Origin of the sequence: Sphaerisporangium melleum, from assembly GCF_014646695.1 — a bacterium.
GTDB classification, from domain to species: domain Bacteria; phylum Actinomycetota; class Actinomycetes; order Streptosporangiales; family Streptosporangiaceae; genus Sphaerisporangium; species Sphaerisporangium melleum.
Genome location: NZ_BMNT01000037.1, coordinates 42,324 through 65,877, shown reverse-complemented (window position 1 = coordinate 65,877; position 23,554 = coordinate 42,324). Strand labels below are relative to the sequence as shown.

Below are 23,554 nucleotides of genomic sequence, written 5' to 3'. Positions count from 1 at the left end.
TCCCTATTTAACAAGAAACCTTCCTAAGAGTTATGGGGCTGCCCACCCGGCTCGGCGGAAGGCGACCGCCAGGAGCGGGTCCGTCCCGCCCACCCCCCGGCAGTACGCGCACCTCACCCCCCACCTCGTACCAAGAAAGCGACACCCCCCATGAATCGGGAAAGCTCCGGCCCTGACCGCACCCATCCCCGGCTCGGCATCAGGCTGGCCGCCGTCGCCCTCGCCGGCGCCCTGCCCCTGCTGGCGAGCGGCCTGTCCCCCGCCTGGGCCGCCACCGGGCAGATCACCGGCTACGGCGGCAAGTGCGTGGACGTGGCCGCCGCCAGCAGCGCCAACGGCACCCAGGTGCAGCTCTACACCTGCAACGGCACCGCCGCCCAGCAGTGGACCACCGGCACCGACGGGACCATCCGGGCTCTCGGCAAATGCCTGGACGTGGCCGCCGCCAGCAGCGCCAACGGGACCAAGGTGCAGATCTACGACTGCAACGGCACCACGGCCCAGCAGTGGACGGCCGCCTCCGACGGCAGCCTGCGCGCCCTCGGCAAGTGCCTGGACGCCACCGGGCCGAGTTCCGCGGACGGCACACCGCTGCAGATCTGGGACTGCACCGGCGGCGCCAACCAGAAGTGGACCCTGCCCGGCGGCACCACCCCGCCGCCCCCCACCGGCAAGATGGCCGGCGCGCCCTACCTGTACATGGGCTGGGGCAGCCCGCCCAGCGCCACCTCGGTCATGAGCGCCACCGGGGTGAAGTCCTTCACCATGGCCTTCATCCTCTCCGGTGGCGGCTGCACGCCGATGTGGGACGGCCAGCGGCAGCTCTCCGGCGGCGTCGACGCCCAGACCATCTCGGCGATCAAGGCCGCCGGCGGCAGCGTCCAGGTCTCCTTCGGCGGCTGGTCGGGCAACAAGCTCGGCCCGAACTGCTCCTCGGCCAGCGCCTTCGCCGGCGCCGTCCAGCAGGTCATCAACGCCGTCGGCCCGGCGGTGGTCGACTTCGACATCGAGAACACCGACGAGTTCTCCAACTACACCGTGCAGGACCGCATCCTGTCCGGCATCAAGATCGTCAAGCAGAACAACCCGAACGTCAAGGCCGTCGTCACCTTCGGCACCAGCACCACCGGTCCGACGGGTGACGGCCTGCGGCTGATCAACCAGTCCAAGGCGCTGGGCGTGCCGATCGACAACTACACCATCATGCCGTTCGACTTCGGCGGCGGCGCCAACATGTACCAGAGCACGGTCAACGCCGCCGAGGGGCTGAAGACCGCGCTGAAGAACGCCTGGGGCTGGACCGACGCCCAGGCCTACGCCCACATGGGCATCTCGGGCATGAACGGCCTGTCCGACCAGCAGGAGGTCACCTCGACCGGCACCTGGACCCAGATCCGCGACTGGGCCAACTCCAAGGGCCTCACCCGGCTGGCCTTCTGGTCGGTCAACCGCGACCGCCCGTGCCCCGGCGGCGGCGTACAGGAGACCTGCAGCGGCGTCTCGCAGAACAACTGGGACTTCACCCGCATCACCGCGGGTTTCTGACCCGGCCCTCTGCCGCGGCCGCCGTCACGACAGCGATGGCGGCGGCCGCCCCACCCCGGCGACATCCGCGCCCCGCTGCCCACCGGCACCACCCGGCGGCCACGGGGCGTTTCCATGCCCACAAATAGCTACCATCAAAAGCTTTTTCGTGGGTAGCATGAATGCATGGACGTGTCCGAGTTGCCGTTGGTGGGCGGCCATCCGGCCCTCGACCTGGTGAACACCCTGGAACGGGGAACACCCCTCCCCGGCACCCAGCCGCGCGACTATCTGTCCGACCCGCCGTCCCTGCTGCTGTGGGCGGGCCGCGCGGGGCTGACCGGCGAGGCGGAGGCCCGCACGGTCGCCGAGGCCTGGGAACGCGACCCCGGCGCGGCCGCGGCGGCCCTGGAGGCGACCCGCGAAGTACGCGAGGCCCTGTACACCGCACTCCGCGCCATCACCCCGGGGCCGGACGACACCGCGGCCCGCGGCGCCGCGCTCGACCGGCTGCACAGCCGCTGGGTCGCCGCGGCCGGCCGATCCACCCTGGTCCCGGACCCCGATGGCGCCCACGCCGTCCGGCTCGTCGTCGGCATCGCGCCCGCTTCCCTGGTGCCCGACCGCGCCGTGGACGCCGCCCTCGACCTGCTGCGCGCCGCCGACATCACCCGCGTGCGGCGCTGCCCCACCGAGACCGGCGGCTGCGGCTGGGTCTTCCTGGACCGCAGCCGCAACGGCTCGCGCCGATGGTGCCGCATGGCCGACTGCGGGACGCAGGTCAAGTCACGCCGCCTCACCGAACGCCGCCGCGCCGTACGGGCAGGGCCACCCCAGGAGCCGGCCGACGACTAGAGCCCGCGGCCTGGACGTCCGGCAAAGCCAGGCCGAAACGAACTGCTACCAGTGTCAACCGCTATGGGAGAAGCGACATGGACGGACGGAGCACCGCGAGGGCGGTCGCCGCGCTGATAGCGCTGTCGGCGTCGACCTTCCTGTACGTCACCACCGAGATGTTACCCATCGGCCTGCTCACGCTGATCTCGGACGACCTGTCCGCCTCACCGTCGGCCGTCGGCATGCTCGTCACCGGCTACGGCCTGATGGTCGTCCTCGCCACCATCCCCCTGACCCAGCTCACCCGCCGCGTGCCCCGCCGCCTGCTGATGTCGGGCCTGCTCGCCGTGTTCGTCCTGGCCGGCCTGCTGTCGGCGGCCGCCACCGACTACACGGTGCTCCTCTGTGCCCGGATCGCCACCGCGCTGAGCCAGGCTCTGTTCTGGGCCGTGGTCGTCCCCACCGCCACCAGCATGTTCCCCCCGCGCGTGCACGGCCGGGTGATCTCCGTGGTGTTCGCGGGAAGCTCACTCGCCGCGGTGCTCGGCGTCCCGGCCGGAATCTGGCTCGGCCAGCAGGCCGGCTGGCGGTCCTCGTTCCTGGCGCTCAGCGCGGTCGGCCTGCTCACACTGATCGTCGTCGCCTCGCTGGTGCCGGCCATCAGGCCCGCCCAGGGCGCCGCCGCCCGCGGCGCCACCCCCGACGCCCGCCAGTACTGGCTGCTGATGGCGATGACGACCCTGGCGACCACCGGGACCTTCACCGCCTTCACCTACGTCACCCCGTTCCTCACCGAGGTCGGCGGATTCACCGCCGCGGCCATCGGACCACTGCTACTGATCCGCGGCATCGCCGGCATCGCCGGGGTCGCCATCGGCGGCGAACTCGCCGACCGCACCCCGCGTGCGGCTCTGGTCGTCCCGGTCGCGGTGCAAGCGGCCTGTCTGCTCGGCCTGTACGCCGCCGGCGACACACCCGTCGCCGCCGCCGGCCTGATCGCGCTGTCCGGGCTGGCGTTCTCCGCCCTGACCACCGCCCTGTCCACCCGAGTGCTGCAGATCGCCCCGCGCAGCGTCGACCTCGCCGCGGCGGGCGCGTCCACCACGGTGAACATCGGCATCACCGCCGGCGCCTTCATCGGCGGGATCCTGCTCGGCACCTCAGGCATCCGGAGCACCCTGCTCGTGGGCGGGCTGCTGAGCCTGGCCGCCCTCATCCTGGTGATCAGAAACCCCGCCCGGCCCCCGGCCCCCGAACCGGCCTCCGCCCCGCTCCCCGAACCCGTCACGCAGGCGCGGGTCTGACGCCCGCCCTTCCTTTCGTAGAAGAAAGCCCAGGCCGGTGGCCGGGCAGGCTCAGCGCACCTGCTGAATGCGGACCATGTTGCCCGCGGGATCACGGAACGCGCAGTCACGCACTCCGTACGGCTGCTCGGTCGGCTCCTGGACGACCTCGGCACCGCCGGCGCGCACCTTGTCGAAGGTGGCGTCGAGGTCGGCAGTGGCCAGCATGATCCAGCCATAGGTGCCCTTGGCCATCATCTCGGCGATGGTACGGCGCTCGGCGTCGGTGACGCCGGGGTCGGCGGCCGGCGGCGCCAGCAGGATCGACGTACCCGGCTGCCCGGCGGGACCGACCGTGATCCAGCGCATCCTGCCGCCGCCCACGTCACCGCGGACCTCGAAACCGAGGACGTCCCGGTAGAAGGCCAGCGAGGCCTCCGGGTCATCGTGCGGCAGGAAAGTCGTATGAATACTGATGTCCATGCACGTCAGGCTAGCCGCGACCCGTGTTCCCCGGGCTCCGGTCCGCCCACATCAGCCCCCCTGCACCGTCGCGCCGGCCGACCCGGAACAGGGCCGGCCGCTTCACGCCTCCGGGCGGCCGGCGCCGACCGGCGCACCGTCCTCATGCGCGGCGCGAGCGGCCAGCAGGGCGGGCAGGTGCTCCCTGCTCCACGCCCGCGCGGCGGCGACCAGATCCAGCAGGCTGCGGCCCAGCGGCGTCAGCTCGTACTCCACCCGGGGCGGGTTCTCCGCGTACGCCGTCCGCGTCACCAGACCGTCGCGCTCCATCGCCCGCAGCGTCTGGGTCAGGACCTTCGGCGTGACCCCGCGCAGCGGAACCCTGATCTCGGTGAAGCGCCGCGGCCCGCCCGCGAGGCACAGCACCACCATCGCCGTCCACTTGTCACCGATCTGGATCGGCATCGCACTGGACGGGCAGACCGGATCGAACATCTCCGGATCCAGCGGCTCTGACATGCCATGAGGCTACCGCCGGTATCGTTGAGGTAACCAGTATCTCGCAGATACCGTCCCGTACCGGCAATGATTCACCGGCAGATGGGACGGACATGAGCGGCATCATCATCTTCGGCGCGGGTGGCAGGGCCGGGCGCGCCGTCACCGCCGAGGCACGGGCGCGGGGACACCAGGTCACCGCCGTCGTACGCGACCCCGCCCGGCACCCCGGCCTCACCACCGACGGCCTGACCCTCACGCGGGGCGACGTCACCGACGTGCACGCGATCAGCACCCTCGCCCCCGGCCACGCCGCCGCCGTCCACGTGGTCAGCCCTTTCAGCGGCCCTGCCCAGGGCTTCGCCGACCTTGACCCGGAGTTCTTCACCAAAGCGGCCGACGCCCTGCTCACCGGCCTCGCCACCGCCGGCGTACCCCGCCTGGTGGCGATCGGGCTGTTCGCCAACCTCCTCGACGACCACGGCCGGCCCATCATGGACGACCCCGCCGCCTTCCCGCCGGAGATCCGTCCGTTCGCCCTCGCGCACACCGCCGGACTCGACCGGCTGCGTGCGGCGGGCCACACGGCGGTCGACTGGGTCATGCTCACTCCCCCCGCCATGCTCACCCTGGACACCGCTCGCACCGGCCGCTACATGACCGGCGGCGAGCGGGCACCGGTGGCCGCTCGCCTCTCCTACGCCGACCTGGCGGTCGCCGTGCTCGACGAGATCGAGACTCCGCGGCACCACCGCACCCGCGTCTCGATCACCGGTGGCCCGGCCGGCGCGCCCGCCGAGGTGTAGGACGATGGGCGGGTGAACTTCGTCCTGGCCGCCTGGCACGAGCCCGAGCCGATCAGCAGAGAACGCGCCCACGAGGTCTACGCCGCGCTCGCCCGCGGCGAGAGCGGCGGCCCGCACCCGCATCCGGGCGTCGCGGCGTTCGCCGCACGGCTGCCCGAGGCCGAGGCGCTCTCTCCCGCCCATGCCCTCGTCACCGTCGATCTCGACTCCTCCGACGAGGTCGCGCGGACCGCCTTCGCCCTGGCCAGGGAGTGCGGGCTGGTCTGCTACGACCCGCAGCGCGACCTGGTGCACAACCTGGCACCGACCGGCGCCTACCGCGAGATGCAACTCCACACCGGCGACGGCATGATCATCGAGGATCCCGATCTCGGCCTGGTGGTGGACGTCCTGGACACGCTGTCCCCGGGTAACTCCTTCGCGGCGCTGGTCGTCTTCGGCCGGCACTTCGTCCAGGTCTCCCCCGAGCCGGGAGGCTACGAGCTGGAGTACAAGGACAGCGCCGAGAACCTGCTCCTGCGCAGCCATGCCGCCGGCATCGAGGACGTCCGGGAGGCGTTCGCCGAGTACGCCGCCGGTGACCGTTCGTTCCTCGCGCGCCACGACTGGCAACGTGTCTGAGGTCTTGCCGCTTCGGTTCTTATTCTTGTGCGTGGCGGGATAGGTACACCTCGCCATGCCCTTTACAAAGTAAGGTGCGTGACGGCCCCCGGAGGGACCTTGGGCCGCGCGACCGGCCGTCCGAAGACGGGACCTTAGCCCCTAACCCGCAGACCGCCGTTCCGGCAGGCTGTGACGCGTGAAGATCGATGCTGCCGGCCTGCAGGTGCTCTCCCGGGAGGAGTGCATGGAACTGCTCGGCTCGACCCCGATCGGGCGGATCGTGTACACCGACCGAGCTCTCCCGGCCGTCCAGCCCGTCAACTTCCACCTGGACGGCACGAGCATCGTGATCCGCACAGGGGTCGGCTCCAAGCTCTCCGCGGCGGCCGGCAACGCGATCGTCGCCTTCGAGGCCGACGAGTTCGACGCCGAGACCCGTACCGGGTGGTCGGTGACCGCCGTGGGGCACGCGCGCGCCGTGGACGACCCGGGGGAGATCGCCCGCCTGTCCGCGCTGCCGCTGCGGCCGTGGGCGCCGGGCGGGCGGGAGCACTTCATCGTCGTGTCCACCGAGCAGATCTCCGGCCGCCGCCTCCACCACTGACCGCCGGCCGGCCACCGTCGTCCGCCCGTGGCCGCATGCATCCCGTTCGGCCGCCGGCCCTCCTCCGCCGGCGTCGTCCCGGCGGTGTCAGCCGAGCGGGACGCTCCAGCACAGGCGGGTGCCCCCGCCCTCGGGCCTGCTCATCTCGAACGTGCCGCCGAGCCGGGCTGCGCGCTCCTCCAGGTTGCGCAGGCCGCTACGCCGTCCACCTTCGGGGATGCCCACCCCGTTGTCCGTCACGACCATGGTGAGCAGGCCGTCCCCGGCGCGGGCGACCACCTCCGCGCGCGAGGCCTTGGCGTGCCGCACCAGGTTGGACAGCGACTCGCTGAGCACCGCCAGCAACTGCTCGGCGAGGTCCGGCGACACCTGGTTGTCCAGCTGCCCCTCCATGCTGAGCGCCGGCATGAAGCCCAGGTGGCCGCGCGCGTTCTCCACCACTTCCACGATCTGGGCGCGCAGGCCGGGCGCGTTGCTCTCACGGGGGGTCTGCAGGGCGAAGATGGTGGAGCGGATCTGCCGGATGGTGTTGTCCAGCTCGTCGATGGCGCTCTGCAGCCGGGAGGACGCCTCGGGCCGCTCCACCAGGCGCACCGCGCTCATCAGCGTCATGGCCACCGCGAACAGCCGCTGGATGACCACGTCGTGCAGGTCCTTGGCGATGCGGTCGCGGTCCTCCAGCAGGCCGAGCCGCTCGGCGTCCTTGCGGGTCTCGGCCAGCTCCAGCGCGACGGCGGCCTGGCCGGCGAAGGCGTACAGAGTGCGCAGCTCGGAGTGGCTGAACGGGATGCGCCCGTGCCGCTTGCCCAGTGACAGCACCCCGCGCACGGCGCCCGCCGCGCCGAGCGGCACCGCCACGACCGGGCCGGGCATCGGATGGCCGGTCGCGCCGGCGGCGTCGTTCTCGCCGGGGGTGTTCAGCATCAGCGGCTCGCCCCGGACGAACGCCCTGCCCTCCGGGGAGTCGCCGACGGCGATCTCGTCACCGGGCCGCCAGGTGCCGTACCGCTCGCCGTCCTGGATGACCACGCGCAGCGTCCTGCCGGCGTCGCCGTCCCGGCCGGGCAGCAGGATCGCCGCGGTGTCGGCGCCCGCCATCTCGCGGGCCCGGCGCGCCATCAGCGTCAGCACCTCCTGCGGCTCGGCTCCCGACAGCAGGCGGGTGGTGATCTCCGAGGAGGCCTCGAGCCAGCTCTCGCGGCGGCGGGTGTCCTCGTACAGGCGGGCGTTCTCGATGGCCACGCCGGCCGCCGTGGCCAGGGCGACGACGATGGCCTCGTCGTCCTCGTCGAACTCCCCTCCCCCGCGCTTCTCGGTGAGGTAGAGGTTGCCGAAGACCTCCTCGCGCACCCTGATCGGCACGCCGAGGAAGCTGCCCATGGGCGGATGGCCGGGCGGAAAGCCGTAGGACTCGGGATGCCGGGAGATGTGCGACAGGCGCAGGGTCTGCGGCTCCTTGATCAGCAGACCGAGCAGGCCCAGCCCGTGCGGCCAGTGCTCGATGCGGGCGATCTCCTCCTCGCTCAGCCCCACCGGCACGAACTGCACCAGCGTGTTCTCCTCGCCGATCACTCCCATGGCGCCGTAGGTGGCGTCGACCAGGTGGGTGGCGGTCTCGACGATGCGGTGCAGCACCGTCTCCAGCGCCAGGTCGCTGCCCACAGAGACCACCGCGTCCAGCAGAGCGTGCACGCGGTCACGGGTGGCCAGCACGGCCTCCAGGCGCACCTGCAGCTCGGACAGCAGGTCGTCCAACCGCATGTTCGGGATGACCGAACGCGGCTCGTTCTCCGTCATACGACGAAGTCTCGCACCGATCAGTCGCCGTGTCCCAGCCGGGCGTGTCCTGTGCCGCGTCGCGCCCGCGTTTTCGCGTGATCTCCGCCGCTAGGTGATCGCTCGGTGCGCGCGCCCGCCACGCGAGATCGGGGCCGCTGGTGGGACCTTGGTCACCCCGAGCCGCGGCCCTGTGGCTCTACGACGGCCGGTCGTGGGGCGGCACGCTGGCCGGTGGAGGTGGTTGCCATGAGCGAGGGACGGATCGTGGCCGGGGTGGATCACACACCGGCGTCGCGGCGGGCACTGTGGTGGGCGGCGGCCGAGGCGTCCCGGCGCGGCGCCGAACTGGTCGCCGTGCACGCCGAAGAGGCACCGCTCGCGCGGCCCGCGCCGTACGCGCCCGCCCTGCGCCGGGTGGAGGCCGAGCTGCGGCGCCTCTCCGAGGAGACCGCGGCCGAGCGGGTCATCGCGGCGGTCGCCTCCCACCACCCGGAGATCACGGTCCGGCGCTGCCCGAGCCCGGGCGGCGCCGTCAAGGAGCTGCTGCGGCACAGCGAGGGCGCCGATCTGCTGGTGCTCGGGTCGGCGACGGCCGGCACCGGCGAAGGGACGCTCGGCCCGGTGCTGCTGGCCTGCCTGCGGCACGCCCGCTGCCCGGTCGTCGTCATCCCCGACCTGCAGACGCGCCGACCGGCCGGGCCCGCGCCGCTCACCGGGCCGGCGCAGCGGCCCGCGGCGCCCGCCGGCGACGGGGAGAACCACCGCGTGACCGTGTGAGAGACGCGTGCGTCCGGCGCGGTCAGTCCTCTGACGGCCTGGGCAGCACGATCACCGGGCACGGGGCGTGGTGCAGCAGCGCGTGACCGACCGAGCCGAGCACCAGCCCGGCGAAGCCGCCCCGCCCGCGCGAGCCGACCACCAGCACCTCGGCCCGGGCGGACTCGCGCGACAGCACCTCCACCGGGTGACCCTCGCGGGTGATGGCGCCCACCTTGACCTCCGGGTGGCGTTCACGCGACTCGCGCAGCGCCACAAGCGGTCCCTCACCCTCCTGCTCGTCGTCCGGTCCGGGTGGACCGCCGCTGGCCCGTACGACGAGCAGCTCGGCCCGGCGCAGCCAGGCCTCGGCGAAGGCGAACCGCACGGTCTCGGCGTCGCGGCCGCCGCCGTCGACGCCGGCCACGACGAGCGGCCGCGCCTGCCGGGGCAGGGCGCGCACGACGGCCACCGGGCAGCGGGCCCGCCCGGCGACCCCCAGCGCGACCGAGCCGACCAGCAGGCCGCGGAAGCCGCCGATGCCGTGGTTGCCCACGACGAGCAGCTCGGCCTCCCGCGCCGCCTCGATGAGCGCCGGCCGGGGGTCACCGGCCAGACGCGCCAGGGCGACCTCGGCCCGGGGGACCTCCTCACGGGCCTGCTCCGCCGCCTCGCGCAGGGCCGCGTCCGCGCCGTCGCGCATCCAGCGGGCGACCTCGGCGTACGGTCCGGGACCCGGCTCGCAGGCCCAGGCCGGCATGGCGTTGACCAGCCGCAGCGAGACCTCGCGCAGTGCCGCTTCCCGGGCGGCCCAGCGCACCGCGACCAGGCCGGCCGGGGACCCGTCGACTCCTGCCACGATCACGATGTTCCTCCCCCCGCGGCGTCCCGCGACGGGCCTTGCCGCCCGGCGGGACCACCGCCCCAGAAGGCTCCTACCCCGGCCGCCCGCCACCGCCTTCCCCCGACCGGCTACCCCGCGTCGCGGCCGCCGGGCTGGTCGGCCTTCAGGCGCGCCGCCAGGGCCGCCACCTGGGTGCGGCGCTGCATGTTCAGCTTGGCCAGCAGGTTGGAGACGTAGTTCTTGACGGTCTTCTCGGCCAGGAACAGCCGCTCGCCGATCTGCCGGTTGGTCATGCCCTCGCCGATCAGCTCCAGGATGTGCCGCTCCTGGTCGGTGAGCGCGGCCAGCGGGTCCTTGTGGGCGGCCTGGTCCCGCAGCCGCTGGAGCATGGTGGCGGTGGTGCGCGGGTCGAGCAGCGACTGGCCGGCCGCGACCGTGCGCACCGCCCCGACCAGGTCGGAGCCGTGGATCTGCTTGAGCACGTAGCCGGCCGCGCCCGCCATGACCGCGTTGAACAGCGCCTCCTCGTCGGCGTAGGAGGTCAGCATCAGGCACGCCAGCTCGGGCATGCGGGAACGGACCTCACGGCAGACGTCGACGCCGCTTCCGTCGGGGAGACGGACGTCGAGGACGGCGACGTCGGGCTTGAGCGCGGGAATGCGCGCCACCGCGGACTCGGCGGTGCCCGCCTCGCCGACGACCTCGATGTCGTCCTCGGCCTCCAGCAGGGCCGCGACGCCGCGCCGGACCACTTCATGATCATCTACTAGGAACACCCGAATCATACGGGGGACGCTAACCCCTCGGACGCCCCGGCGGTAGCGACGGCGCTCATGATCCTCCGGCGCGCCGCGTCCCGGTGTGCCGCAGATGGGCGGCGCGGGGTCAGCGGCTGCGGACACCGTGGGCGCGGAACAGGTCGTGGACGCGCTCCAGCAGACCCGCCGACGGCGGCTCCACCTCGGCCAGAGGGAAGCGCAGGCCGAGTTCGGCGTACTTGTGGGCGGCCATGCGGTGGAAGGGCAGCACGTCGACGTGCTCGACGTTGGGCAGGGTGGCCACGAACGCCGCCAGCCCGTCGATGTGCTCCTCCACGTCGGTCAGGCCGGGGACGAGCACGTAGCGGATCCAGGTGGGCCGGCCGAGATCGGCCAGGCGTCGGGCGAAGCGCAGCGTAGGGGCGAGCGGCGCGCCGGTCAGCCGCCGGTAGACCGGCGGGTCCCACGACTTGACGTCCAGCAGCACCAGGTCGGTGTCGGCGAGCATGGCGTCGGTGGCGCGCTCGCCCAGGTAGCCGGAGGTGTCCAGGGCGGTGTGCAGGCCGCTTTCGTGGCAGCGGCGCAGCAGCTCGCCGGTGAAGGCGGGCTGCAGCAGCGGCTCTCCCCCGCTGATGGTGACCCCGCCGCCGGCGACCTGGATGAACCTGCGGTACTTGCCGATCTCGGCCATGACCGCCTCGACGCTCTCGCGGTGGCCGTCGCGCATCCGCCAGGTGTCGGGATTGTGGCAGTACAGGCACCGGAGCGGGCACCCGGCGGTGAAGAGCACGAACCGGGTGCCCGGTCCGTCCACTCCTGTCGAGATGTCGAAGGAGTGGACGGACCCCCGGTCACAGGGCGCCGTGGAAGGTGCGGTCGACGACATCGCGCTGCTGCTCCGGAGTCAGTCGGACGAAGTTCACGGCGTACCCGGAGACCCGGACGGTGAGCTGCGGGTAGCGCTCCGGGTGCTCCATCGCGTCGAGCAGTGTGGCCCGGTCCAGGACGTTGACGTTCATGTGGAAGCCGCCGGCGTCGAAGTAGCCGTCCAGCACCCCGGCCAGATTGGCGGCCCGCTCATCGGCCGTGTGCCCCAGGCCGCCGGGGGTGACGGTGTTGGTGAGCGAGATGCCGTCCTGGGCCTGCTCGTAGGGCAGCTTGGCCACCGAGAGAGCGGCGGCGACCATGCCGTGCCGGTCGCGGCCGTTCATCGGGTTGGCGCCCGGCGCGAACGGCTCGCCGGCACGGCGGCCGTCGGGGGTGTTGCCGGTGTGCTTGCCGTACACGACGTTGGAGGTGATGGTGAGCACCGACTGGGTGTGCTCGGCGCCCCGGTAGGACGGGCGGCGCCTGATCTTGTCCATGAACGCGCCGACCAGCTCGACCGCCAGGGCGTCGGCCCGGTCGTCGTTGTTGCCGAAGGCCGGGTAGTCGCCCTCGATCTCGTAGTCCACCACCAGGCCGGTCTCGTCCCTGATCGTCCGCACGCGGGCGTGCTTGATGGCCGACAGGCTGTCGGCGGCGACCGACAGGCCGGCGATGCCGCAGGCCAGGGTGCGCCGCACGGGGTGGTCGTGCAGCGCCATCTCGACGCGCTCGTAAGCGTACTTGTCGTGCATGTAGTGGATGACGTTGAGCGCGTCGACGTAGGTCTCGGCGAGCCAGTCCATCATGGCGTCCAGCGCGGCGCGCACCTCGTCGTAGTCGAGGTACTCCCCGGTGACCGGCGGGTTGGCCGGGCCGACCTGCTCGCCGGTCATCTCGTCGCGTCCGCCGTTGACGGCGTACAGCAGCGTCTTGGCGAGGTTCACCCGGGCGCCGAAGAACTGCATCTTCCTGCCCACCTCCATGGCGGACACGCAGCAGGCGATGGCGGTGTCGTCGCCGAAGCGCGGGCGCAGCAGCTCGTCGCTCTCGTACTGGATGGAGCTGGTCTCCACCGAGATGCGCGCGCAGAACCGCTTGAACGTCTCGGGCAGGGCGGGCGACCACAGCACGGTCAGGTTGGGCTCGGGGGCCGGGCCGAGGTTGCGCAGGGTCTGCAGGAAGCGGTAGCTCGTCCTGGTGACCAGTGGGCGTCCGTCGTCGCCGATGCCGCCGAGCGACTCGGTGACCCAGGTCGGGTCGCCGGAGAACAGCTGGTCGTACTCGGGGGTGCGCAGGAAGCGGACGATCCGCAGCTTGATCACCAGGTCGTCGACGAGTTCCTGCGCCCCGGTCTCGGTGATCGTCCCCTCGTCGAGGTCGCGCTGGAGGTAGACGTCGAGGAAGGTCGAGACGCGGCCGAGGGACATGGCGGCGCCGTTCTGCTCCTTGACCGCCGCCAGGTAGGCGAAGTAGAGCCACTGCACGGCCTCACGGGCGGTGCGGGCCGGTCCGGAGATGTCGTGGCCGTAGGAGGCGGCCATCTCCTTCAGCTCGCCCAGCGCCCTGATCTGCTCGGCCAGCTCCTCGCGGTCGCGGATGACCTCCTCCAGGGAGGGCCGGTCGTCCAGGCTCCGCAGCTCGGCGGTCTTGGCCGCCACCAGCCGGTCCACCCCGTACAGCGCGACCCGGCGGTAGTCGCCGATGATCCGGCCGCGGCCGTAGGCGTCGGGCAGCCCGGTGATGATGTGCGAGCGCCGCGCCCGGCGGATCGCGGGGGTGTAGGCGTCGAACACGCCGGCGTTGTGTGTCTTGCGGTACTTGGTGAAGATCTCCTTGATCGCCGGGTCCAGCTTGTACCCGTACGCCGCCAGGCCGGACTCCACCATGCGCAGCCCGCCGTTCGGCATGATCGCCCTCTTCAGCGGGGCGTCGGTCTGCAGGCCGACGATCAGCTCGTGGTCCCGGTCGATGTAGCCGGGGGCGTGCGAGGTGATGCTCGAAGGCGTGGCGGCGTCCACGTCGTAGACGCCCCGCCGCCGCTCCTCGGGGAACATCGCGGCGATCTCTTCCCAGACGCGCCGCGTCCGCTCGGTCGCGCCTGCCAGGAACCGCTCGTCGCCCTCGTAGGGGGTGTAGTTGGCCTGGATGAAGTCGCGCACGTCGATGGCCGGACGCCATGCGCTCCCGGAGAAGCCGCGCCACGCGTTGTCAGTGGCCGTCCGTCCGTTCCCCGCTGTCACGCTCACGATCGCACCGTCCTTGGCAGAGTTTCCGTCGCCTCCACTGTGTCGGCACCGGCGCGGGGCGCGTACGGGCGAACGTCCTAGGGCGGAGTGACCTTGGTCCGGCCGTCGCTCCCCCGGTGCCGAGGACGCTCCGGTGAGCCGTTCAGGGCATGGCGAAGATCGGCGACGGGGACCGGTGCGGGCGGAGTACGGATCCGCTCGCGCCGGTCCCCGTGCCAGGTCCAGGTGCGTTTTGCATTGTCACGCCGCGGGCCGGCCGGGGTCTCGGCCATCGGCCCGCGCGGCCGGCCCGCGGCGAAGAGACGGGCCGGGCGGTGCCGCTAGGAGCGGGTGACGCGGCGGCCGGTGACCTGCACCGGAGTGATCCGGACGTAGAGCCGGCGCTCGCCGCCCGCCCATGGCTCGACCCCGGACGCCTGCACGGCCGCCAGCTCCTCCTCGGAGCTCACGCGGTGGGCGGCCCCCTGGATCAGCACGCTCCACCCGGTGCGGCGCTCGCTGTCGAAGTCGTCCACCTCGAACGCGACCTTCAGCTCGACACCCTGCACTCCGGTGCTCAGGTCCTCGTCCAGCGGTCCGCCGAGGGCCGTGCGAAACAGCACCGACTTGTCGTACATGGTGTAGGTGACCGGCAGGATCACCGGGCCGGACGCGGTGGTGAAGCCGACCCGGCCGATGCCGCCGGGCGCGATGAGCCGCAGGCACTCCCCGAGGTCGAGTTCTTCCAGCGACGGAGGGGCGACGCGGTCGTTCATCTGTTCCTCTTTCCTAGGTGGTGGCACTCAGCGCAGACGGCGGCGGTACGGGGAAGGACGCGGCGGGGCGGGAGCCAGCCGCACCCGTACGTCCACGGCGACCGCCCCGGAGGGCGTGACGATCACCGGATTCAGGTCGAGCTCGGCGATCTCGGGAATGTCATCCATCAGCCGCCCTACCCCGATGATGTGCGCCTCCAACTCTTCCACGTCCACCGCGGGACGACCGCGGTATCCGTGCAGGAGAGGAGCGCACCGCAGCTCGCCGAGCATACGGGCCGCCTCGGCGTGGCTGATCGGCGGGGCACGGAAGGCGTGGTCGGCCAGCAGCTCCGCGGTGACCCCGCCCGGCCCGGCCATGACCAGCGGCCCGAACGCCTCGTACGCGACACCGCCGACGATCATCTCCACCCCGTGCGCGGCCACGCGCTGCACCAGCGCGCCGGTCATCGCCGGGCCGATACGCCCGGCCATCTTCCGGTAGGAGGCGCGGACCTCGCCCGCGTCGCGCAGGCCGACCTCGACCCCGCCGACGTCGCTCTTGTGCACCAGGCCGGGGCCGGTGGCCTTCAGCACGACGGGCGGGCCGAGCCGGGTGGCCGCCGCCGCGGCCTCCTCCTCGTCGCCTGCCACCACGGTCTCGGTCACCCGCACGCCATAGCAGGCGACCAGCCGGGCCGCGGCCGCGTGATCCAGCCATCGCCCGCCGGGGTGGGCGGCCAGGTCCTGCTCCACCATGCGGCGCGCGGCGGCGCCGTCGACCGGCGGGACCTCCACGGGCGGGTCCGCCGGGCGCGACCGCCAGGCGGCGTACCCGGCCGCTCTGGCCAGCGCGTGCACCGCCTGTTCGGGGAAGGCGTAGCTCGGCGTCCTGTCGCCGATCAGCCCGTCGTACCCCGCGACACAGGCCAGCACGGTCTTGGCCGAGCCGTGGGCCGCGGCCGCGACGGCCTCGCACGTCGGTGCAAGGCCCGAGCCGAACGGCGGGGTGTAGACGACCAGTACGGCGTCGAAGCCGGGGTCGGCCAGCGCGGCCCGGACGGCGTCCGCCAGCTCGCCGGCGGTGCCGTCGGCGGTCACGTCGACCGGGTTGCCGATCGCCGCCGCCGGGCGCAGCCGGGCACGCAGCGCCTCGCGGGTCGGCGGGGACGGCTCGGGCACGGTCAGGCCGAGCCGCTCGCAGGCGTCGGCCGTCATGGCCTGCGGGCCGCCGGAGTTGCCGATGATCGCCACCCGCCCGCCGGCTGGGAGGGGCTGGAGGGCGAGCAGCCGGGCGGTGTCGAGCATGTCCCGCACGCCGTCCTCGCGGATCACGCCCGCGGCGCGCAGCAGCGCGTCGACGGCGGCGTCCGGGGTGGCGGCCGCGGCCGTGTGCGAGCGCACCGCCCGCCCGCCCGCCGCGCCGCGGCCGCTCTTCACCACGATGATCGGCTTGACCGCGCCGACCCGGCGGGCGATCCGCCCGAAGCGGCGCGGATTGCCGAACGACTCCAGATAGAGCGCGATGACCTCGGTGGCCGGGTCGTCCTCCCAGTACTCCAGCAGGTCGTTGCCGCTCACGTCGGCCTTGTTGCCGACCGAGGCGAAGGAGGAGATGCCCAGCCCGACCGCGGCGGCGCGTTCGACCAGCGCCGCGGCCACCGCTCCCGACTGGGACATCAGGCCGAGGCCGCCCGCGCGGGGGCGGCGCGGCAGGAAGCTCGCGTTGAGCCCGGTGGCGGTGTTGACGATCCCCAGGCAGTTCGGGCCGATGAGCCGCATGCCCGCCGCGCGGCAGATCCTCAGCAGCTCGGTCTCCGCCGCGATGTCGCCGGCCTCGGCGAAGCCGGCGCTGAGCACGACCAGGCCGCGCACGCCGTGGCGGGCGCAGTCACGGGCGACGTCGAGCACCGCGGCGGCCGGGGTGGCGATCACGGCCAGTTCGGCCCCGCCGGGCACGGCGCCGATGGCGGGGAGCGCGGGCAGTCCGCACACCTCGGCCGCGTGCGGGTTGACCGGGTGGACGGCGCCGGCGAAGCCGCCCTCGACCAGGTTGGCCAGCACCCGGTGGCCGGCACCGCCCGGCGCGCGGCCGGCGCCGATGACCGCGACGGACCGCGCGGCGAACACGGCGGCGAGCGAGTTGCGGTCGGCCTCGTGTTCGCGTGCCTCGATGCGGGCCAGCAGCTCCTCCGACGGGCCGGTGGACAGCAGCACCCGCACCATCCCGTCCGCATGGGTGCTGGTGGACGGCAGGCCGCTGTCGGCGAGCACCCGCAGCATCGTCCGGTTCTCCGGGAGCACGTCGGCGGCGATCTCCTTGACCCCGTTCTCGGCGGCCTCCTGGGCCAGATGCTCCAGCATCACGGTGCCGAGGCCGAGACCGTGGCACTGGTCGTCGAGCAGGATGCCGAGGTCGCCGCGTCCGCCGGGCCCGCCGCCGACGCATTCGGCGACGCCGGCCAGCCGGCCGCGCAGCAGCGCGACCAGCGCCAGTCCCTGGTATCCGGGGCCGGTCATCCGGTCCATGTAGGCGTGGGCCGTGCCGGTGCCACCGGTACAGAAGCGCAGGTACGTCGAACGTTCGGAGGCCCGGTCGACCAGCGCGTGCAGCGCGGCGGCGTCGGTGGGACGCAGCGGGCGCAGGTGGGCGATGCCGCCGTCGCGCAGCAGGACGTCGCACTCCTCGGGCAGGGCCGGGATCATGCCGATGTCACGCGCCGCGCGGGTGGCCGGGCGGCAGCACCGGCTCCAGGCGGAACAGCCCGGCGACCACCTCGCTGGGGCCGGTCGCCGCGGACTCCCGGCCGGCGACCGCCCGCAGCACGTCGGTGGCGGTCACGATGCCCTCCAGCGTGCCGGCGGTCCCGACCACGGGGACCACGTCCACGCAGGAGTCCACCATGGTCGCCGCGATCGCGGACAGGAGCGTCTCCGGGGCGGCCTGCGGGCACCTGCGTCCGCCGAGCAACTGGCGCACGTGCTCGCTGGACTGCTCCGCGGGCCCGCCGGACCAGTGAGCGGCGATGTCCTCGCGCCTGAGCACGCCGAGAACGTGGGAGCGGCCGTCCACCACGGGCAGGTGGTGGACGCCGCCGCGCCGCATCAGCTCCCAGGCCATCAGGGGCGACTCGTCGGGCCGCACCGTGACCACCACCCGGCTCATCACGTCGGCCGCGGTCAGGGTCTGGATGTCCATGGCGCCTCCTCCCGGGAAGATCGGCGGCGCGGAGGGGGCCGCCCGCCTCGTCATCTCATCGAACAACGCGGCGCCGGACCGGCGCAGGGGCCGAACGTCCCGGCCGGGCAGGACCTCCGGCTCAGGCGGCCGCGCCGCCGGAGGCCAGGACGGCCGCGGGCCGGTGCAGGTGCCGCATGGCGGCGCGCAGCCGCGTCCGGACGGCCGGATCGCCGGCACGGCCCTGCGCGTCGAAGTGCCGGAAGGTGGAGGCGACGCCCAGGTCGGCCCCGTGGACCTCCGCCCCGGCCGCGGCCAGGGCGCGCTGCAGCCGGACCTGCGTCCACATCGCCTCGTGCCCGGGCAGGCAGGCGGTGATCACGACGGCCGGCTTGCCGACCAGGACGGTGCCGCCGTGCCGGGACGCCGCCCAGTCGAGGGCGTGCACCAGTTGCGAGGGCAGGACGCTGTGCGCGGGCGCGACGACCAGCAGGCCGGCCGAGCGGGCCAGCTCGTCGTACAGTGCCGCGACCGGGGCGGGCGGTGGCCCGTCCTGCGCTCGCGGCACCTGTGCCAGCCCGTCGAAGACCGAAAGATCCACCGGCGCGGGAAGCTCGTGCGTGGCCGCCCGCAGCAGCCTGCCGACGTAGGCGTTGGGCAGGAGGCTTCCCGCGATGCCGACGATTCTCATGCTCTCCCATCTCTGCCGCGACGCCGCGACGCTCGCAAGGGAGGGGCATCGCCACCGCAGGGACGCCCCACTGTCCACAGCGGGGCCGCTGCCCGGGAAATCGGGCGCCGAACATCGTGTACGCGTGATGCCGCCCCCCGCGTCGGGACCGCTCATGCCATGTGGTCCACTTCTGTTTGGGGGTTTCGGGGGTTTTGTGCGCTTTGCGGGTAGCTTCGGGGTATCGCTGGCCGGTGAAACGCCGCCTGACGCTGTACGCCGGCGTGGTGGCGGCGGTCCTGTGCGCCCTGGTGGCCGGTGTCGTGCTCTTCGCGACGCAGCGGACGGCGACCGCCTACCTCACCAAGGAGATCATGGGAACGGCCGGGCGGGTCGCCACCGAGGTGGATCGCGGCAACATCCTGGATCCCATCCCGCACGGTCTGATCTACGACATCCAGGTGATCGACCCGTACGGGAAGATCGTGGCGGCGTCGTCCGAGATCAAGGACCGGCCACCGATGGCCGACCTGCATCTCGCCGACGGGCGCAGCACGAGCACCTCGACCGTCTGCGGCGGCCCGGCCTTCCCCGCCGGGCGCTGTTCCATCGTCGCGGGCCAGCAGGTCTTCCTCGGCGGGCGCGTCTGGACGGTCTACGCCGCCGCGCCGGTCGTCCCGCCGCTGGTCCACCCCATCCTCGCCATCGCGGTGATCGGCGGCGCGCTGCTGCTGACCGGGTGCATCACCTATGGCACCCACCGCGCGGTGTCCGCGTCGCTGGCCTCGGTGGAGGCCATCAGGACCGAGCTGGACGAGATCAACGCGTGCTGCCCGGGGCGGCGGGTGCCGACCCCGGACACCGATGACGAGATCCATGACCTGGCCGAGAGCGTCAACCTCACCCTCGGGCGGCTGCAGGCGGCGATGGAGCAGCAGCGCCGGCTCGCCTCCGACGCCTCGCACGACCTGCGCAGCCCCATCGCGGCGATCCGCGCCGAGGTGGAGGACGCGCTCATGGACCCCGGCGAGCACGACTGGAAGGCGACCGGCCAGGCGATCCTCAGCGGCCTGGACCGGTTGCAGGCGATCGTGAGCGACCTGCTGACCCTGGCCCGCCTGGACGCGGGGACGCCGGGCGCCAGCGACCGGGTGGACCTGGCCGAGCTGGTCAAGACGGAGATGGACCAGCGCGCCCGCGCCAAACGGGTCGTGCTGCTCCTGGACCCGGGCGCCGAGGTGGTGGCCGACCGGGTGCGGCTCGCCCGGCTGGTCACCAACCTGGTCGACAACGCCGAGCGGCACGCCGAGAGCACGATCACCATCAAGGTGTACCGCGTGGCGGACGGCCGCGACGCCCACCCGGAGGGCGCCGCCGTACTGGAGGTCCTGGACGACGGGGCGGGCATCGCGCCCGACAAGCGCGAGGTGGTCTTCCAGCGCTTCACCCGGCTGGACGCCGCGCGCAACCGGGACACCGGGGGCACCGGGCTCGGCCTGCCCATCGCCCGCCAGATCGCCGAGATGGCCGGCGGCACGCTGGCCATCAAGGACAGCCCGCACGGTGCCCGTTTCGTCCTGTGCCTCCCTCAGGCGCCACCCGAGGGGACGTCCCGCGCCCCCGCCTCCTGACCACGGCGCGTCCCCTCGCCGGGGCCGCCGCACGAGGGCGCGGGCCACCGTGCCCCGCCCGGGCGGACCCGGCGTGCGGCGGCACGCGGGCCCCGTCGCGCCCGCCATGCCCCCTGGCCCGGCAGGGGCACCGGGGTGACACGGTCCGGCCGGGGTTCACTCGTCCGGGTCGGGGTCGCCCAGTTCGGTCGCGAGACGGGTGCGGGAGGAGCGGACGGAGCGGACGGCGGACTCCACGTCGTCGCCGGCGCCGACCATCAGGCCGATGAGCTGCGCCTCGAACACCACCCCGGCGTTACAGGGCTCGATGAGGTACTCCCCGAGCTCCAGCGTGACCAGCCCATGGACGGCGGTCCACAACTGGTGGGCGACCAGCTCGGCGTCGCCCGAGTCGAACCGGCCCGCCTCGATGCAGCGGGTGGCGCACTCCACCACGGTGCCCAGCGTGTAGCGGCCGTACTGGCGGTCCTCGGCGTTGAGCGAGAAGCCCGCGGGGTTCGCGCCACCGAACATCACCGCGTACAGATGGGGGTTGGTCAGGGCGTTGCGCCGGTAGGCCCGCCCGAGCAACGCCATGTCCGCGACCGGGTCGCCGGTGGCCGCCACCTGGGAGAAGTACGCCTCCAGGCGGGCGAAGCCCTCGTGCACCATCTCACGGACCAGACCGCTCATGCCGCCGAAGTTGGTGTAGACGGCCATCGTCGAGCTGCCCGCCTCGGCGGCGACGCGCCGGGCGGACAGGGCCTGGGGCCCTTCGCCGGCGAGCAGGCCCGCCGCGATGTCGACGAGGGTGGAGCGGGTCCGGGGGTCGGTTCGGCGTGGACTCATCTTGACAGTATGGCATAACGCCGTTATTTTTTTCATAACGCTGTTATGTCACCGGAGGTGCCCCCCATGACCGTCACCGACCCCGCCGCCCCTCGCACGGCGCCCGGTCGCGGGCCGCTCGACGCGCCGCTCCCCGTCGACGGCGCCGTCCCGGCCGGTCTGGACGGCGCCCTGGTGCGCATGGGCGCCCACCCGGCCGGCGTGTCCGGGGTGCGCTTCTGCGGCGGCACCGCGCGACGGCTCACCCTCACCGCCCGCTCCGGCGCCCGGCCCTCCTGGACCGGGGACACGCAGGACGGGGCGCCCGGCCTCCCCGGCGCCGTGTTCTCCGTGGGTCCCGGCGGCGCGCCCGGCCTGTCCGGCTTCCCCGGCGAGGGCTCGTTCGCCGGCGCGTGCCTCACCCCGCCGGTGCGCGACCCCCGGGGCGGGTGGCACACGGTGGCGGTGCGGCCCGGGTCCGGCATCGCCGAGCACCTGGTCCTCGGCCCGGACGGCTCCGCCTGCGACGTGCGCCCGTTCGCGCTGCCCGGCGCGCCGCTGGTGCGGGCCCTCGGGCTCACCGAGCGGTTCCTGGTGGTCTTCGACCTGCCGGTGACCCATCACCGGGCCGCGGCCATGATGGGCTCGGCGGCCCCCTACCGGTGGCGGCCCGGTCGCACGGCGCGCATCGGCCTGCTGAACAGGAACGCCTGGGACCCGGCGGGCCCGCAGTGGTTCGCCGTCGACCCGTGCTTCGTGCCGGAGGTGGTGAACGCCTACGAGGACCGCGGCCGGGTGGTCGTGGACGCGGTGCGGCACGACCGGGCGTTCGAGGGCCCGTGGCGGGAGGGCGCGCGCGACACCGGCCCGGCGGGTGTGCACCGCTGGAGCCTCGACCCGTGGAGCGGCACGGCGACCGGGCGGCGGCTGGCCGGCGGAGTCTCGCAGGCCTGCGCCGACCCGCGGCACGCCGGCCGCCGGCACCACCTGGTCTTCTGCCGGAGCGAGGACGGCCGGTCGATCAACGGCCTGGACCTGGCCGCCGGCACCACCCAGGTGCGCGATTTCGGCCCGGGCGTGCGGGCGGGCCGGCCCGTCTTCGTTCCGCGCCCCGGCGACCTCGAGGGCGACGGCTGGATCATGGTCTTCACCGGGGACCGCGCCCGCAGGCGCGGCGAGCTGCTGGTGCTCGACGCGCTCAACCTGGCCGGCGCGCCGCAGGCGGTGGTCCACCTGCCCGACGCTCCGCCCGACACGCCGCACACCGCCTGGCTGGACGCCTGAGCCGGCCGATCCTCTCGGCACGACGGTGGCCCGACCGGCAGGCGTACGCCACCACGTGGGCGGGCCTCGCCCGCGGCGACCGGCGGGGCGGCTCAGGGGCCGCCCGGGCCGGGACGCGAGCCGCGGCCGTCACACCTGCGCGTCCACCGAGTGGACGATCGGGCGTACCTCCATGGCCCAGCGCCGGGCGTCCGGCCAGCTCGCCGCGATCTCCGCCGCCCGCTCGTCGCTCGCGCACTCGACGATGAGGTACCCGGCGAGCTGCTCCTTGGCCTCGGCGAACGGGCCGTCGGTGGTCACCGGGACGCCGTCGCGGACCCGCACCGTCGTGGCCCGCGAGGCGTCCGCCAGCGCCGCGCCGCCCACGCACTCACCCGACTTGACCAGCTCGGCCATCAGCGTGCCCACCTCGCCCATCATCGCGTCCTGCTCGTCCTGCGGCAGGGAGGCGATGACGGCGGGATTGTTGTAGATCATCAACATGTACTTCATGCGGACATCCTGGCACCCCGCGCGGGGCGATCAGGCGAACGCCTGTGCCAGCCAGGTCTTCCACGCGTCCTCGGCGGTCGCCAGGTCGACGCCACCGCCGAAACCGTGCTGCTCGACCACGACGGTGTCGCGGTAGCCGTGCATGAACATGTAGAGCGCGTCCGCGGTGCACACGCTCGGGATGCTCGGGTAGTCGGTGCGCTCCACGACCCCCTCGGCGGCCGGCAGGCCCGGGACGTTCAGCCGCACCCGGGTGCCCTTGGCGATCTCGGCCTCGGCGCTCAGCCCGAGCGCGGACTTGAACGTGCGCCACACGCGCTCGTGGTCGGGCACCTGCGGGCCGGGGACCAGCGTGTTGAACACCGAGGTACGCCCGGGGAAGTGCTTCAGGTAGGCGGCCAGCTTGTGCAGGTACATGCCGTCGCCCTTCTTCAGGGCGTCGTACTGCGCCTCCCAGTCATCGCCGAGGAAGCCGCTGTGCACCAGGCGCAGCACCGTGCTGCCCTGCCCGCGGCCCTCGATGAGGTAGTCGAAGGCCATGAACGTGCCGTCGGGGTTCTTGCCGGTCTCGTAGCCGAACCGCTTGCCGGGCTCCCAGTCGGTGACCGTCGCGGTCTCCGTGCGGCCCATCAGGGTGTGGCGCAGGGCGCCGCCCCCGCGGGGCTCGACCTCGTTGCGTCCCATGAACCACGAGTCGATGCCGGGCCCGGTGGCGATCGCCTCCCACACCTCCTCGGGCGTGGCGTCGAGCGCGATCTCCTCGCGCACCTCGAATTCGCGTGGCATGCCGCTCACTGCTCCTTGGTCGCTTTCGGGGTGGCGCCGGTCTCGCCGGGGCCACGGGTGATGCTCGGGTGGACGGCGACGACGATGCGGTGCGCCCGCCCGCCC

At 73.4% G+C, this 23,554-nt stretch carries 23 protein-coding genes; 9 read left to right on the top strand and 14 right to left on the bottom strand.

Features of this window, described 5'->3' with window-relative positions; all coding sequences use genetic code 11:
* The first annotated feature begins 150 nt into the window (after positions 1-150).
* The 3 genes from IEY93_RS28550 (at position 151) to IEY93_RS28540 (ending at position 3,665) form a co-directional block, all read left to right on the top strand.
* Positions 151-1,545, top strand: a complete 1,395-nt coding sequence (locus IEY93_RS28550) for a chitinase (protein WP_189166229.1) — start codon at positions 151-153, stop codon at positions 1,543-1,545.
* Positions 1,546-1,710: 165 nt separating this feature from the next.
* A complete protein-coding gene (locus tag IEY93_RS28545) occupies positions 1,711-2,379 on the top strand; it encodes a CGNR zinc finger domain-containing protein (RefSeq protein ID WP_189166228.1) in 669 nt (222 codons plus the stop codon).
* 77 nt (positions 2,380-2,456) lie between these two features.
* Complete coding sequence (locus tag IEY93_RS28540; protein ID WP_189166227.1) at positions 2,457-3,665, top strand: MFS transporter; 1,209 nt, start codon at positions 2,457-2,459, stop codon at positions 3,663-3,665.
* Between the two features lie 51 nt (positions 3,666-3,716).
* Here IEY93_RS28540 and IEY93_RS28535 read toward each other — a convergent pair whose 3' ends face one another.
* Together IEY93_RS28535 and IEY93_RS28530 are read right to left on the bottom strand one after the other, a co-directional pair.
* Positions 3,717-4,127, bottom strand: coding sequence for a VOC family protein (locus tag IEY93_RS28535; RefSeq protein WP_189166226.1), 411 nt, complete (start codon positions 4,125-4,127; stop codon positions 3,717-3,719).
* Between the two features lie 102 nt (positions 4,128-4,229).
* Positions 4,230-4,625 (bottom strand): winged helix-turn-helix transcriptional regulator, encoded by a 396-nt coding sequence (locus IEY93_RS28530; RefSeq protein WP_189166225.1) that lies wholly within the window; start codon positions 4,623-4,625, stop codon positions 4,230-4,232.
* Between the two features lie 92 nt (positions 4,626-4,717).
* On the opposite strand from IEY93_RS28530, the gene IEY93_RS28525 reads away from it, so the two are divergent.
* From IEY93_RS28525 to IEY93_RS28515, 3 genes are all read left to right on the top strand, one after another.
* Positions 4,718-5,410, top strand: a complete 693-nt coding sequence (locus IEY93_RS28525; RefSeq protein WP_189166224.1) for an NAD(P)-dependent oxidoreductase — start codon at positions 4,718-4,720, stop codon at positions 5,408-5,410.
* A gap of 12 nt (positions 5,411-5,422) precedes the next feature.
* Complete coding sequence (locus tag IEY93_RS28520) at positions 5,423-6,031, top strand: hypothetical protein (RefSeq protein WP_189166223.1); 609 nt, start codon at positions 5,423-5,425, stop codon at positions 6,029-6,031.
* Between the two features lie 178 nt (positions 6,032-6,209).
* Complete coding sequence (locus tag IEY93_RS28515; RefSeq protein WP_189166222.1) at positions 6,210-6,617, top strand: pyridoxamine 5'-phosphate oxidase family protein; 408 nt, start codon at positions 6,210-6,212, stop codon at positions 6,615-6,617.
* 87 nt (positions 6,618-6,704) lie between these two features.
* Here IEY93_RS28515 and IEY93_RS28510 read toward each other — a convergent pair whose 3' ends face one another.
* On the bottom strand, positions 6,705-8,414 hold the full coding sequence (locus tag IEY93_RS28510) for a sensor histidine kinase (protein WP_189166221.1): 1,710 nt from the start codon (positions 8,412-8,414) through the stop codon (positions 6,705-6,707).
* A 228-nt stretch (positions 8,415-8,642) separates the two neighbouring features.
* Here IEY93_RS28510 and IEY93_RS28505 point away from each other — a divergent pair, with 228 nt between their 5' ends.
* A complete protein-coding gene (locus tag IEY93_RS28505) occupies positions 8,643-9,173 on the top strand; it encodes a universal stress protein (protein ID WP_189166220.1) in 531 nt (176 codons plus the stop codon).
* A 22-nt stretch (positions 9,174-9,195) separates the two neighbouring features.
* Here the strand turns inward: IEY93_RS28505 and IEY93_RS28500 are convergent, their stop codons facing one another.
* The 8 genes from IEY93_RS28500 to IEY93_RS28465 form a co-directional block, all read right to left on the bottom strand.
* On the bottom strand, positions 9,196-10,017 hold the full coding sequence (locus IEY93_RS28500) for a universal stress protein (RefSeq protein WP_189166219.1): 822 nt from the start codon (positions 10,015-10,017) through the stop codon (positions 9,196-9,198).
* A gap of 107 nt (positions 10,018-10,124) precedes the next feature.
* Complete coding sequence (locus IEY93_RS28495; protein WP_189166218.1) at positions 10,125-10,781, bottom strand: response regulator; 657 nt, start codon at positions 10,779-10,781, stop codon at positions 10,125-10,127.
* 100 nt (positions 10,782-10,881) lie between these two features.
* Entirely contained in the window at positions 10,882-11,640 is a 759-nt protein-coding gene (gene pflA / locus IEY93_RS28490; protein WP_189166217.1) for a pyruvate formate-lyase-activating protein, read from the bottom strand.
* Positions 11,606-13,867, bottom strand: a complete 2,262-nt coding sequence (gene pflB, locus IEY93_RS28485) for a formate C-acetyltransferase (protein WP_372444530.1) — start codon at positions 13,865-13,867, stop codon at positions 11,606-11,608. The genes pflA and pflB overlap by 35 nt, the downstream gene beginning before the upstream one ends.
* 320 nt (positions 13,868-14,187) lie before the next feature.
* Positions 14,188-14,622 (bottom strand): pyridoxamine 5'-phosphate oxidase family protein, encoded by a 435-nt coding sequence (locus IEY93_RS28480; RefSeq protein ID WP_189166216.1) that lies wholly within the window; start codon positions 14,620-14,622, stop codon positions 14,188-14,190.
* A gap of 27 nt (positions 14,623-14,649) precedes the next feature.
* The gene (locus tag IEY93_RS28475) at positions 14,650-17,307 is read right to left on the bottom strand and encodes a bifunctional acetate--CoA ligase family protein/GNAT family N-acetyltransferase (protein WP_189166215.1); all 2,658 of its coding nucleotides are present in this window, start codon (positions 17,305-17,307) and stop codon (positions 14,650-14,652) included.
* Positions 17,308-17,314: 7 nt separating this feature from the next.
* Positions 17,315-17,800 (bottom strand): CBS domain-containing protein, encoded by a 486-nt coding sequence (locus IEY93_RS28470; RefSeq protein WP_189166214.1) that lies wholly within the window; start codon positions 17,798-17,800, stop codon positions 17,315-17,317.
* A 121-nt stretch (positions 17,801-17,921) separates the two neighbouring features.
* The gene (locus IEY93_RS28465; protein WP_189166213.1) at positions 17,922-18,470 is read right to left on the bottom strand and encodes an NAD(P)H-dependent oxidoreductase; all 549 of its coding nucleotides are present in this window, start codon (positions 18,468-18,470) and stop codon (positions 17,922-17,924) included.
* A gap of 233 nt (positions 18,471-18,703) precedes the next feature.
* Between IEY93_RS28465 and IEY93_RS28460 the strand changes: the two genes are divergently transcribed.
* Entirely contained in the window at positions 18,704-20,080 is a 1,377-nt protein-coding gene (locus IEY93_RS28460) for a sensor histidine kinase (RefSeq protein WP_229691553.1), read from the top strand.
* 156 nt (positions 20,081-20,236) lie between these two features.
* On the opposite strand, the gene IEY93_RS28455 is transcribed toward IEY93_RS28460, so the two are convergent.
* On the bottom strand, positions 20,237-20,908 hold the full coding sequence (locus IEY93_RS28455) for a TetR/AcrR family transcriptional regulator (protein WP_189166212.1): 672 nt from the start codon (positions 20,906-20,908) through the stop codon (positions 20,237-20,239).
* A gap of 66 nt (positions 20,909-20,974) precedes the next feature.
* Here IEY93_RS28455 and IEY93_RS28450 point away from each other — a divergent pair, with 66 nt between their 5' ends.
* A complete protein-coding gene (locus IEY93_RS28450; RefSeq protein WP_189166211.1) occupies positions 20,975-22,171 on the top strand; it encodes a carotenoid oxygenase family protein in 1,197 nt (398 codons plus the stop codon).
* Positions 22,172-22,300: 129 nt separating this feature from the next.
* Here the strand turns inward: IEY93_RS28450 and IEY93_RS28445 are convergent, their stop codons facing one another.
* Both IEY93_RS28445 and IEY93_RS28440 read right to left on the bottom strand, forming a co-directional pair.
* The gene (locus tag IEY93_RS28445; RefSeq protein WP_189166210.1) at positions 22,301-22,663 is read right to left on the bottom strand and encodes a YciI family protein; all 363 of its coding nucleotides are present in this window, start codon (positions 22,661-22,663) and stop codon (positions 22,301-22,303) included.
* 30 nt (positions 22,664-22,693) lie between these two features.
* A complete protein-coding gene (locus tag IEY93_RS28440; RefSeq protein ID WP_189166209.1) occupies positions 22,694-23,449 on the bottom strand; it encodes an SRPBCC family protein in 756 nt (251 codons plus the stop codon).
* Between the last annotated feature and the right edge of the window lie 105 nt (positions 23,450-23,554).